Source organism: Salmonella sp. SAL04213, from assembly GCF_046550535.1.
GTDB classification, from domain to species: domain Bacteria; phylum Pseudomonadota; class Gammaproteobacteria; order Enterobacterales; family Enterobacteriaceae; genus Salmonella; species Salmonella enterica.
The window spans coordinates 158,043-171,200 of record NZ_JBGDXS010000003.1 but is presented as its reverse complement, the minus strand read 5'-3'; the positions used below and the strand labels follow the sequence as shown (position 1 = coordinate 171,200).

Sequence of the window (13,158 nt, the reverse complement as noted above, 5' to 3'; positions counted from 1 at the left end):
ATGAAAAATGTTGGCGACCTGATGCAGCGTCTACAAAAAATGATGCCTGCGCATATTACGCCGGCGTTTAAAACGGGCGAAGAATTGCTGGCGTGGCAGAAAGAGCAAGGCGAGATCCGGGCGGCGGCGCTGGCGCGGGAAAATCGGGCGATGAAAATGCAGCGCACCTTTAACCGTTCCGGCATTCGACCGCTGCATCAAAACTGTTCGTTTGATAACTATCGGGTTGAGTGCGACGGACAAATGAACGCGTTAAGCAAAGCCCGACAGTACGTTGATGAATTTGACGGCAATATCGCCAGCTTTGTCTTTTCCGGCAAGCCTGGAACCGGTAAAAACCATCTCGCCGCGGCTATTTGTAACGAGCTGCTGCTGCGCGGAAAGTCAGTACTGATTATCACCGTAGCAGATATTATGTCAGCGATGAAAGACACGTTCAGCAATCGGGAAACCAGCGAAGAGCAGTTGCTTAACGATCTGAGTAACGTTGATCTGTTGGTGATCGACGAGATCGGCGTGCAGACCGAATCCCGCTATGAAAAAGTGATCATCAATCAAATTGTCGATCGTCGTTCCTCGTCAAAACGTCCCACCGGCATGTTGACGAACAGCAATATGGAAGAGATGACGAAAATGCTTGGCGAACGCGTCATGGACCGTATGCGTCTCGGCAACAGTTTATGGGTTAATTTTACCTGGGACAGTTACCGCAGCCGGGTGACGGGTAAAGAGTATTAAATTGCAACGTGCGCCAGGGCGATACGACGCCTGGCTGGCATAACACAGGTGATTACCATGAATACAGCAAAACATGTTCTGTGCTGCGCGGCGATCGCCAGCGTACTGATTTCCACCAGCGGTATTGCCGCCAGTCAGTTAAGCGCTCAGGGCGCGAACGCACAGCAGGGCGGGATGTCGCTTTCTGCGCTAACCGGTCTGCTCAGCAGAGGTGCCCAGTCGCTCAGCGCCGATAATATGAATAATGCCGCCGGTATTTTGCAGTACTGCGCCAAACAGAAACTGGCGTCCGCTACCAACGTGGAAAACGTTAAAAATCAGATTCTGAACAAGTTGGGGTTGGATACCGCACAGCAGGAGCAGGACACTAACTACCTGAACGGCCTGCAAGGGTTGCTCAAGACGAAGGACGGCCAGCAGTTGAACCTCAATAATATCGGCAGTACGCCGCTGGCGGAAAAGGTGAAAACCAAAGCTTGCGATCTGGTGTTGCAGCAAGGGCTGAATTTCCTCTCCTGACTGCGCTTTTCTGACCGTGCGCCACGCCGGGACGCCCTGTTAAAAGCCGTGTTTTGGCCCTTTACCCGCCAACACGGCATTAACCCGATTTTTCTCTTCGTCTTTTCCTGTTATTAACCGCTATGGCAGGAAGTGATGCCGATCAAAAAACCAACTTTCTAAACTCATTCTAAATAACAGCGCCGTGTAAAGTTATTAGAATTGCAGCAATGTGACATCGCTATTACATTGTTAGAAATTTTTTCCTGCCAGCGATAAGCCTGGTTTATTGAGGATCGTCAGTTGTCCGAGTTGCTCTCTGTCGCTCTGTTTCTCGCCTCTGTGCTGATATATGCCTGGAAGGCGGGCCGTAACACCTGGTGGTTTGCCGCCACTCTCACGGTGCTGGGACTTTTTGTCATTCTGAATATTACCCTGTATGCCAGCGACTATTTTACCGGCGACGGGATCAACGACGCAGTGCTTTATACGCTCACGAATAGTCTGACGGGAGCGGGAGTCGGCAAATATATTCTGCCGGGAATCGGCATTGCCCTGGCGTTAGTGGCGGTATTCGGCGCGCTGGGATGGGTACTACGCCGCCGCCGTCATCATCCTCATCATGTCGGTTACAGCCTGCTGGCGTTACTGCTGGCGTTGGGTTCGGTCGACGCCAGCCCGGCGTTTCGCCAGATTACCGAACTGGTAAAATCACAAATGCGCGATGGCGATCCGGATTTTGCCGTTTATTATAAAGAACCAGCAAAAACCATTCCTCATCCGAAGCTCAATCTGGTCTATATCTACGGCGAGAGCCTGGAACGGACCTATTTTGATAATGACGCGTTCCCCAATCTCACGCCAGAGTTGGGCGCGCTGAAAAATGAGGGGCTGGATTTCAGCCATACCATGCAACTGCCGGGAACGGATTACACCATCGCCGGGATGGTGGCTTCCCAGTGTGGTATTCCGCTGTTTGCGCCGTTTGAGGGCAATGCCTCAGCGTCGGTTTCCAGCTTCTTCCCGCAGAATATCTGCCTCGGCGATATTCTGAAAAACTCCGGCTACCAGAACTATTTCGTGCAGGGCGCTAACCTGCGTTTTGCCGGGAAAGACGTGTTCCTGAAATCACACGGATTTGATCATCTGTACGGCGCTGAAGAGCTAAAAACGGTGGTGGCGGACCCGTCTTATCGTAACGACTGGGGCTTCTACGACGATACGGTGCTTGATGAGGCATGGAAGAAATTTGAAGCGCTTTCCCGCTCAGGCCAGCGTTTTTCGCTGTTTACGCTGACCGTAGATACTCACCACCCGGACGGGTTTATCTCACGCACCTGCAACCGCAAACGCTACGATTACGACGGCAAGCCCAACCAGTCCTTTAGCGCCGTAAGTTGCAGCCAGGAAAACATCGCCGAGTTTATCAACAAAATCAAAGCGTCACCGTGGTTTAAAGATACCGTTATCGTCGTCTCTTCCGACCATCTGGCGATGAACAATACGGCCTGGAAATACCTGAATAAGCAAGATCGCAACAATCTGTTTTTCATTCTGCGCGGCGATAAACCACAGCAGGAGACGCTGGCGGTCAAACGCAACACGATGGACAACGGCGCAACGGTGCTGGATATTCTCGGCGGCGATAATTTTATCGGTCTGGGACGTAGCAGCCTTTCCGGGCAGTCGCTGTCGGAAGTGTTCCTGAATGTAAAAGAGAAAGTGCTGGCGATGAAGCCGGATATCATTCGCCTGTGGAATTTCCCGAAAGAGATAAAAGATTTTACCGTCGATCGGGACAAAAACATGATCGCTTTTTCCGGCAGCCACTTCCGCCTGCCGTTACTACTGCGCGTATCGGATAAGCGTGTTGAACCGTTACCGGAAAGTGAATACTCCGCTCCGCTACGGTTCCAGTTGGCCGACTTTGCCCCGCGCGATAACTTCGTCTGGGTCGACCGCTGCTACAAGATGGCGCAGTTATGGGCGCCGGAGCTGGCGCTTTCTACCGACTGGTGTGTCTCGCAGGGCCAGCTTGGCGGGCAGCAAACCGTACAGCATGTCGATAAAGCGCAGTGGAAAGGCAAGACAGCGTTTAAAGACACGATGATCGATATGGAACGCTATAAAGGCAACGTCGATACCTTAAAGATTGTCGATAACGATATTCGTTATAAAGCTGATAGCTTTATCTTTAATGTGGCGGGCGCGCCGGAGGAGGTGAAGCAGTTTAGCGGCATTTCCCGGCCGGAGTCCTGGGGCCGCTGGTCAAATGCGCAGTTGGGCGATGAGGTTAAAATCGAATATAAAGCGCCGCTGCCGAAAAAGTTTGATCTGGTGATCACCGCCAAAGCCTTCGGCGACAACGCGAATCGGCCGATTCCGGTACGCGTAGGCAACGAAGAGCAGACGCTGGTGCTGGGTCACGATGTGTCCACTATCACGCTGCATTTCAACAACCCGACGGACGCGAATACCTTAGTCATTGCGCCGCCCGCTCCCGTCTCCACCAACGAAGGTAATATTTTGGGCCATTCGCCGCGCAAATTGGGGATTGGCATGGTGGAGATCAAAGTGGTGAATGTTGAGGGTTAAAAGAGAATGTCGTATATGCCGGGTGGCGGCTGCGCCTTACCCGGCCTACACATCATCTTTATCAATAAACTGGCGCACAGGCCTGATAAGCGAAGCGCCATCAGGCAAAAGTGTGAACATCTCATCCGGCCTACGGTCGTCTGTAGGCCGACTGTTCACCATACGCCCTTAAAACGTTTCCCAATTATCGCTGCCGTCGGCCACAGCGGCCTTTGGTGACGACACGGCTGCCGGGGTTTTTACCGCAGCCACTTCACGCGCACGCTGCTGTTGCTGGTGAATACGGAACACCGCGACGGCCTGGGTCAGACGGCTGGCTTGCTCTTCCAGCGCCGCAGCCGCGGCGGCGGACTCTTCCACCAGCGAGGCGTTCTGCTGCGTTACGCGATCCATCTCCGCTACCGCCAGGCCCACCTGGTCGATACCACGGCTTTGCTCGTCGGACGCCGAGGCAATCTCGCCCATGATATCGGTCACGCGGGTCACTGCATTGACGATCTCATCCATGGTTTCACCGGCGCTTTCGACCAGCGTCGACCCCACATCAACACGGCTCACGGAATCCTCAATCAGACTCTTGATCTCTCGTGCCGCCTGCGCGCTACGCTGGGCCAGATTACGGACTTCACCGGCTACCACCGCGAACCCGCGTCCCTGCTCGCCTGCGCGCGCCGCTTCTACCGCCGCATTCAGCGCCAGAATATTGGTCTGGAAAGCAATACCGTCGATTACACTGATAATATCGGCGATTTTCTGCGAACTGGAGGCGATATCGCGCATTGTTTGTACGACGTTATCCACCACTTTGCCGCCTTTTTGCGCTGTTTCAGAGGCGCTCAATGCCAGATGGCTGGCCTGACGGGCGTTTTCGGCGTTCTGTTTCACGGTGGCGGTCAGTTGTTCCATACTGGCGGCGGTCTCTTCCAGAGACGCTGCCTGCTGCTCAGTACGGGAAGAGAGATCGTTGTTGCCCATCGCAATCTCGCTGGCACCGCTATAGATCGCATTCGCGCCGTTACGTACATCGCCAACGGTACGCATCAGTTCACTTTGCATATGACGCAGGTTTTCAGCCAACTGCCCCATTTCGTTGGAGCCTTCCACGTCGATACGCTTCACCAGATCGCCGCTGGCGATATGACGAATGCTTTCAATCAGACGATTCATCGGGGCGATAAGCGACAGTTTGATGCCGAACCAGACGGCGATAATGACCACCAGAACGGCAATCAGCACACTGACCAGTACCCACATCGCCTGGTTGTAGGAACTGTTGTTATCCTCAACAGCAATATCGTACAGACGATCGTTTTGCTGCATATAGGCCATGTACTGCTTCTCAAAAGCGTCCTGATAGCTTTGAGTCGGTTGATCAAAAAACTCGTTAATCTTACCCGCGCCAAGAAGCTGAATAAGCTCCGCCAACGCGCCGTGGTAGATATCATAGGTTCGTTTGATCTCAAGGAAAGCCGCTTCACTCTGACGTGGATCGCGCGGTAACGCCTCATACTGCGCCCAGTTTTTTTCGGTGAGCTTCAGCGTATTGGTCGCCCCCTGCATCAGTTCAGCGACAGTTGCGCCGCTGCCAATATTGCTCTGGTCCATCATCCAGCGGATACCCGCGCGATTCAGGGTATTACGCGTTTGCAACAGCTCCACCCAGGTTGCATTCAGGGCAGACTGCTGCTGACGAATGGTTTGCAATACGGTGAAGTTTTCTTTGTCATTCTTCAGCGAGTTGAAGAACAGCCCGCCGGATGTCAGTTGTAAAAGGCCAAATAGCGCCAATACCAGCAGTAAGCTGGTAACAATTTTAATTCGCTTTAACATGTTTTCTCTTTCCGCTAGACAGATACAGAATTTTCGGCCTGGAAAGGGAAAACTTTATGGGATGCGCGCCATTAATATCACGATTAGCTCAGTTAAGTCGTTATGACGCCCCGCGCAACAAGGATCATCCCATTTTATATCGTGATCTCAATCACATAAAATAGCCCACGCCCTCCTCCGCGAAACCGCTTACCGGTACGTCCGACCGCTTAAACCGCCATACAACCACTCACTGATTTACCTAACTTTACGCGCGCGATGATCTGGCAAGATCCTCTCAGCATAGCAGTCAATCTACCTCCTCAAACACGAACTCAATGTCCACCCAGCTTCGGCTGATAATTAAACTTACAACCAGGTTTTACTATGGATACGAAAAAGATATTCAAGCACATACCCTGGGTGATTCTCGGAATCATCGGTGCTTTCTGCCTCTCGGTCGTTGCCCTACGTCGGGGTGAACACGTGAGCGCCCTGTGGATCGTGGTCGCTTCCGTTTCCGTCTATCTGGTGGCTTACCGCTACTACAGCCTGTATATCGCCCAGAAGGTCATGAAACTCGACCCGACGCGCGCGACGCCGGCGGTCATCAATAACGACGGCCTGAACTACGTGCCGACTAACCGCTACGTGCTGTTTGGTCACCACTTCGCCGCCATCGCCGGCGCAGGTCCGCTGGTCGGGCCGGTATTGGCCGCGCAGATGGGCTATCTGCCGGGGACGCTGTGGTTACTGGCGGGCGTGGTGCTCGCGGGCGCAGTGCAGGACTTTATGGTGCTGTTCATCTCTTCCCGCCGTAACGGCGCCTCTCTTGGCGAGATGATCAAAGAAGAGATGGGTACCGTTCCAGGCACCATCGCGCTGTTCGGCTGCTTCTTAATCATGATCATCATCCTCGCGGTGCTGGCATTAATCGTGGTTAAAGCGCTGGCCGAAAGCCCGTGGGGCGTCTTCACCGTCTGCTCAACGGTGCCGATTGCGCTGTTTATGGGCATCTACATGCGCTTCCTGCGTCCGGGACGCGTAGGCGAAGTCTCCGTTATTGGTATCGTGCTGCTGGTGGCGTCTATTTACTTCGGCGGCGTGATTGCCCACGACCCTTACTGGGGCCCGGCGCTGACCTTTAAAGACACCACCATTACCTTCGCGCTGATCGGCTACGCCTTTGTTTCCGCGCTGCTGCCGGTATGGCTGATCCTCGCCCCGCGCGACTATCTCGCTACCTTCCTGAAAATCGGCGTGATCGTCGGTCTGGCGCTGGGGATTGTGATCCTCAACCCGGAACTGAAAATGCCGGCGTTGACGCAGTACGTCGACGGTACCGGCCCGCTGTGGAAAGGCGCTCTGTTCCCGTTCCTGTTCATCACCATCGCCTGTGGCGCCGTCTCTGGCTTCCACGCGCTCATCTCTTCCGGTACCACGCCGAAACTGCTGGCCTGTGAGACTGATGCGCGTTTTATCGGCTACGGCGCGATGCTGATGGAGTCCTTTGTTGCGGTGATGGCGCTGGTGGCGGCCTCGATCATTGAACCGGGTCTCTACTTCGCGATGAACACCCCGCCGGCAGGTCTGGGCATTACCATGCCAAACCTGCACGAGATGGGCGGCGAGAACGCGCCGCTGATTATGGCGCAGTTGAAAGACGTTACCGCACATGCAGCGGCGACCGTCAGCTCCTGGGGCTTTGTGATTTCCCCGGAACAAATCCTGCAAACGGCGAAAGATATCGGTGAACCGTCAGTATTGAACCGCGCAGGCGGCGCGCCAACGCTGGCAGTAGGTATCGCGCATGTGTTCCACAAAGTCCTGCCGATGGCGGATATGGGCTTCTGGTATCACTTCGGTATTCTGTTCGAAGCGCTGTTTATCCTGACCGCACTGGATGCGGGTACCCGTTCCGGCCGCTTTATGTTGCAGGATTTGCTGGGTAACTTCGTCCCGTTCCTGAAAAAAACCGATTCTCTGGTCGCGGGTATCATCGGTACCGCAGGCTGCGTCGGTTTGTGGGGCTATCTGCTGTATCAGGGCGTGGTCGACCCGCTGGGCGGCGTGAAGAGCCTGTGGCCGCTGTTCGGTATCTCTAACCAGATGCTGGCCGCCGTGGCGCTGGTGTTGAGCACCGTGGTACTAATCAAAATGCAGCGCACCAAATACATCTGGGTGACGGTGATCCCGGCGGTATGGCTGCTGATCTGCACCACCTGGGCACTGGGCCTGAAACTGTTCAGCGCCAACCCACAGATGGAAGGTTTCTTCTACATGGCAAACCTGTATAAAGAGAAGATTGCCAACGGCGCCAACCTGACCGAGCAGCAGATTGCCAACATGAACCATATCGTGGTGAACAACTACACTAACGCTGGTTTGAGTATTCTGTTCCTGGTGGTGGTGTACAGTATTATCTTCTACGGTTTCACCACCTGGATGAAGGTACGCAACAGCGATAAACGTACCGACAAAGAAACCCCGTATGTGCCCGTGCCGGAAGGCGGCGTGAAGATCTCTTCACACCACTAAAACTGATGCCGGGTAGCGCACAGCGACCCCGGCTAGTGTAGGCCGGATAAGGCGCAAGCCGCCATCCGGCTTTATTCATTAACAGGACGGCAGAATGTTTGATACTTTAGGTCAGGCAAAAAAATATCTCGGCCAGGCGGCAAAAATGTTGATTGGTATTCCGGACTACGACAACTATGTCGAGCACATGAAAACCAACCATCCCGACAAGCCGTACATGACCTATGAAGAGTTCTTCCGCGAACGTCAGCAAGCACGTTACGGCGGCGATGGCAAAGGCGGTATGCGCTGTTGTTAATGGAGAGACTATGACCCCGATTGCAGTTACCCTACTTACCGGTTTTCTTGGTGCCGGCAAAACCACCCTACTACGCCATATCCTCAACGAACAACATGGTTTTAAAATCGCCGTTATCGAAAACGAATTTGGCGAAGTCTCCGTTGACGATCAACTGATTGGCGATCGCGCCACACAGATCAAAACCCTGACCAACGGCTGCATCTGTTGTACCCGCTCCAACGAGCTGGAAGATGCGCTATTAGACCTGCTCGACAGCCGCGACCGCGGCGATATTGCTTTCGACCGCCTGGTGATTGAATGCACCGGCATGGCCGACCCCGGCCCGATTATTCAGACCTTTTTCTCCCATGACGTATTATGCGAACGCTACCTGTTAGACGGCGTGATTGCGCTGGTCGACGCGGTGCACGCTAACGAGCAGATGAACCAGTTCACCATCGCCCAGTCGCAGATAGGCTACGCCGACCGTATCCTGCTGACCAAAACCGACGTGGCAGGCGACAGCGAGAAACTGCGCGAGCGGCTGGCGCGTATCAACGCCCGCGCCCCGGTTTACACCGTGGTACACGGCGATATTGACCTGAGTCAGTTGTTTAATACCAGCGGCTTTATGCTGGAAGAGAACGTGCTGGCAAGCCAACCGCGTTTCCACTTTATTGCCGATAAACAGAACGATGTGTCGTCAATTGTGGTGGAGCTGGATTACCCGGTGGATATCAGCGAGGTTTCGCGGGTGATGGAAAACCTGCTGCTGGAATCAGCGGATAAACTGCTGCGTTACAAAGGGATGCTGTGGATCGACGGCGAACCCAACCGTCTGCTGTTCCAGGGTGTGCAGCGTCTCTACAGCGCCGACTGGGACAGACCGTGGGGCGACGAAACGCCGCACAGCACGCTAGTGTTTATCGGGATCCAGTTGCCGGAAGACGAGATCAGAGCGGCGTTTGCGGGGTTAAGGAAGTAACCCGCATCAAGGCCATCACAGAATGATGGCCTTCAAAGCAGATATGGCACTCTCTATTCACCGTTAGTATATTATATCTTCCACCAGCGCACCACTACATAATGATAAATACAAACTACCTTAACCACGAGGGGATATTATACTCCGGCAAAGGCTCCACACTATAAGTATCTCTCCTGTCGCTCCCTTTTTTGCAGGTGATCTCATAGAAACCCCACTTATCATTTTTATCCGAATAAAACACAGTATATTTATCAGTATTAAAACCAAAATATTTTTCGTTTTTATTCTTCACTTCCAATTCACCGCACTTTGCTTCATTGCGCCATTCATGGTTGATGGTCTTTTTTAGCACAAAATAAGCGACATCACCAATCAACATAGGAACAAGCAGAAACAAAAACATAGACATAATAAAAGCACCTGTTAATGTAAAGATTCGATACCCTTTTGCTTTATCACCGTAACGCAGAAATAGCCCATAGCAAATAGGTTGTGATAACCACAGGAAAAACATAAGAAATGCGGTGGCTTTCCAACAATATTCTAACCATGGAGAAGAGGATAGCTCCAGATTACTGATTTGCCAGAAAATACTGGCAGAGTAACTACTAGTAAAAACAAAAACACCTGAAAATGCGGTAACCGCCAAGCCGATTACCTTAAAGGTTTTTGCTGTATTATTTCTGGCAAAATCTAAAATAGTCAAAATGCTACTAATGAGGATAGAGACTGAAAATAAAATAGCTAACCAATACGTTATGGTGTTGACAAACACATTAGCAGACAACAACAAAAGCAAAAAAATTGACCATGCAGTTAGCGATAGAATACCAGCAAACCGAGTCAATAAATGATCATTGTCTGTGCGTACAAAGAAACTGATATATTCCCTAATTCGATTTTCTTGAGTGCAAGAGAATATTAGAATAGATACAAAGAGAAATGCAACCAGGTAACTTTTTAAAGGAACTTTATAGGGGATTAAATAGATTGCGATCACGCCATAGACAATCACCGCAGAATCTAATTTTTTCTGTTTAAAATGTTTAAGAAAGGATCTCCAAATCTTAATAACTTCCATATTAAAACCTTATATGTTGGGTACAGAATTCACGAATTCATCTAAAACAGAGACTTAACACCAATAATGCACACAGAGTGTAATGATTTCATCTGATTTTGTGTGTAGAATTTGCGCATCGCTATTCGATGAGAATCCCCAATGGCTGACCTGAACCTGAGTACCCTGACGGAAGCAGACATCATCACCAAACGCGTTATGCCCGCCATCCTGAAAGCTGGCTGGGATAACACAACTCAAATCCGACAGGAAGTCAAACTCCGGGACGGTAAGGTCATCGTGCGCGGCAAAGTCGCGGCGCGTAGAACGGTGAAATCTGCCGATATCGTGCTGTACCACAAATTAAACATGCCGCTGGCGGTGATCGAAGCTAAAGCCAATAAACATGAAATCGGCAAAGGTATGCAGCAGGCGCTGGGTTATGCGCACCTGCTGGACGTTCCTTTCGTCTTCGCTACCAATGGCGATGGCTTTATCTTCCATGATAAAACGGCAACCGGCGCGATTGAGCGAGAAATTACCCTCGACGAATTCCCAACGCCTGATGAATTGTGGCAAAAATACTGCCAGTGGAAAGGGTACACCGCCGCGCAAATGCCGATCGTCACCCAGGATTATTACAACGACGGCAGCGAAAAGCGGCTGCGCTACTACCAGCTTCAGGCCATCAACAAAACGCTGGAGGCTGTGTCTAACGGGCAAAACAGATTATTACTGGTCATGGCGACAGGAACCGGTAAAACGCTGACGGCGTTTCACATCATCTGGCGTTTATGGCGGTCAGGCGTTAAAAAACGCATCCTGTTCCTGGCAGACCGAAACGTCCTTGTTGACCAGACCCGACTTGATGACTTTCAGCCTTTCGGCTCCGCAATGACCAAAATCACCGGGCGCACTCTCGACCCCGCTTTCGAAATCCATCTTGCGCTCTATCAGGCGTTAACCGGCAATGAAGAGCATCAAAAAGCGTTTAAGCAGGTTTCGCCGGATTTCTTTGATCTGATTATCATCGACGAATGCCACCGAGGCAGCGCCTCTGAAGACAGCGCCTGGCGTGAAATTCTGGATTATTTCAGCTCCGCCACACAGATTGGTATGACCGCCACGCCGAAGGAAACTCACGAGGTCTCCAATAGCGACTACTTTGGCGATCCTATTTACACTTATTCGTTGAAAGAAGGGATCGAGGACGGATTCCTCGCTCCTTACAAAGTGGTTCGTGTCGATATTGATGTTGATTTACAAGGCTGGCGACCCGTGCGCGGCCAGAGCGACCTCAACGGTGAACTGATCGATGACAGAATCTATAACCAGAAAGATTTCGACCGCACGATGGTCATCGACGAGCGGACTGAACTGGTGGCGAAAACCATTACCGATTACCTCAAACGCACCAATCCGATGGATAAAACCATCGTGTTTTGCGAAGACATTCCGCATGCTGAACGTATGCGCCGGGCGCTGATCAACCTCAACCCGGAGATGGTAAAACGTAACGATAAATATGTGATGAAAATCACCGGGGATGACGAAGAAGGGAAAGGCCAGCTGCAGAATTTCAGCGACAAGAAAAAAGAATGGCCGGTGATTGTGACCACCTCAGAACTCATGACTACTGGCGTAAACGTTAAGACCTGCAAACTGATCGTGCTGGACCAAACCATCCGCTCAATGACTAAATTTAAACAGATCATTGGCCGGGGTACCCGCATCGAACAAGACTACGGCAAACTGTGGTTCACCATTCTTGATTTCAAAAAGGCCACTGAACTGTTTGCCGACGAGCGCTTTGACGGTATCCCGGAAAAAGTGATGGAAGCCACGCCAGATGACATTTCGGCCCCGGACTCCGGCTTCAACGAAACGCTGGAGGAAGAAACGCCTGACGTCTTTGCCGACGAGGATATCAACGGGGCAGACGAAGATCCGGCCACCTACACCACCAGCACGATGGGCGGCTCCGGCCCGTTACCGGAAGAGGAAGACAACCGGGTCCGTAAATTCCACATTAACGGCGTCACCGTTGGTGTGGTCTCGCAACGCGTCCAGTATTACGACGCCGACGGCAGGCTGGTCACCGAATCCTTCAAAGATTACACCCGCAAAACCGTGCTCAAAGAGTGCGCCTCACTGGATGATTTTGTCCGGAAATGGCAAGATGCTGACCGCAAAGCGGCGGTGATCAAAGAGCTCGAATTACAGGGCATCCTTTGGGATGTTCTGGCGGAAGAGGTGGGCAAAGATCTTGACCCGTTCGACATGCTCTGTCATGTGGTGTATGGTCAGCCGCCGCTCACGCGCAAAGAGCGCGCAGACAATGTTCGCAAGCGTAATTATTTCACCAAATATTCCGATGCCGCGCAGACTGTACTCAGCAATTTGCTGGACAAATATGCCGATGCGGGCGTGGAAGAAATCGAGAATATTCAGGTGCTGAAGCTCAAACCGTTCGACCAGATGGGCACTCTGCAGGAGATCATCACCGACGGCTTTGGTGACAAAGGCACCTATATGCAGGCAGTGAGTGACCTGGAAAGCGAAATTTACCAGCTTCCTCCCCGCTCCGCCTGAACATCCTGATTACGCCACCTGCGGCCCGTCTGCCGCAGGTGGCTTTGTTTTTTTATAAAG

Annotated in this window: 9 protein-coding genes; 7 read left to right on the top strand and 2 right to left on the bottom strand. The window is 52.1% G+C overall.

The window, feature by feature from the left end:
• The 3 genes from dnaC (at position 1) to opgB (ending at position 3,831) form a co-directional block, all read left to right on the top strand.
• Complete coding sequence (gene dnaC, locus ACLJPQ_RS10260) at positions 1-738, top strand: DNA replication protein DnaC (protein WP_000799924.1); 738 nt, start codon at positions 1-3, stop codon at positions 736-738.
• 57 nt (positions 739-795) lie between these two features.
• A complete protein-coding gene (locus ACLJPQ_RS10255; RefSeq protein WP_080185051.1) occupies positions 796-1,257 on the top strand; it encodes a DUF2501 domain-containing protein in 462 nt (153 codons plus the stop codon).
• A 282-nt stretch (positions 1,258-1,539) separates the two neighbouring features.
• Positions 1,540-3,831 (top strand): phosphatidylglycerol--membrane-oligosaccharide glycerophosphotransferase, encoded by a 2,292-nt coding sequence (gene opgB, locus ACLJPQ_RS10250; RefSeq protein WP_080185050.1) that lies wholly within the window; start codon positions 1,540-1,542, stop codon positions 3,829-3,831.
• A 168-nt stretch (positions 3,832-3,999) separates the two neighbouring features.
• Here the strand turns inward: opgB and tsr are convergent, their stop codons facing one another.
• Positions 4,000-5,661, bottom strand: a complete 1,662-nt coding sequence (gene tsr / locus ACLJPQ_RS10245; RefSeq protein WP_000919511.1) for a methyl-accepting chemotaxis protein — start codon at positions 5,659-5,661, stop codon at positions 4,000-4,002.
• A 366-nt stretch (positions 5,662-6,027) separates the two neighbouring features.
• Between tsr and btsT the strand changes: the two genes are divergently transcribed.
• The 3 genes from btsT (at position 6,028) to yjiA (ending at position 9,443) form a co-directional block, all read left to right on the top strand.
• Complete coding sequence (gene btsT / locus ACLJPQ_RS10240) at positions 6,028-8,178, top strand: pyruvate/proton symporter BtsT (RefSeq protein ID WP_000379927.1); 2,151 nt, start codon at positions 6,028-6,030, stop codon at positions 8,176-8,178.
• 94 nt (positions 8,179-8,272) lie between these two features.
• Positions 8,273-8,476 carry a YbdD/YjiX family protein gene (locus ACLJPQ_RS10235; RefSeq protein WP_000460616.1) on the top strand — a complete coding sequence of 68 codons (204 nt, stop codon included), beginning with the start codon at positions 8,273-8,275 and terminating at the stop codon, positions 8,474-8,476.
• A 10-nt stretch (positions 8,477-8,486) separates the two neighbouring features.
• Positions 8,487-9,443 (top strand): GTPase, encoded by a 957-nt coding sequence (gene yjiA, locus ACLJPQ_RS10230; protein ID WP_000187838.1) that lies wholly within the window; start codon positions 8,487-8,489, stop codon positions 9,441-9,443.
• Positions 9,444-9,558: 115 nt separating this feature from the next.
• Here yjiA and ACLJPQ_RS10225 read toward each other — a convergent pair whose 3' ends face one another.
• Entirely contained in the window at positions 9,559-10,527 is a 969-nt protein-coding gene (locus ACLJPQ_RS10225) for a hypothetical protein (protein WP_000452023.1), read from the bottom strand.
• A gap of 141 nt (positions 10,528-10,668) precedes the next feature.
• On the opposite strand from ACLJPQ_RS10225, the gene hsdR reads away from it, so the two are divergent.
• On the top strand, positions 10,669-13,098 hold the full coding sequence (gene hsdR / locus ACLJPQ_RS10220) for an EcoAI/FtnUII family type I restriction enzme subunit R (protein WP_080185049.1): 2,430 nt from the start codon (positions 10,669-10,671) through the stop codon (positions 13,096-13,098).
• The last annotated feature ends 60 nt before the right edge of the window (positions 13,099-13,158 follow it).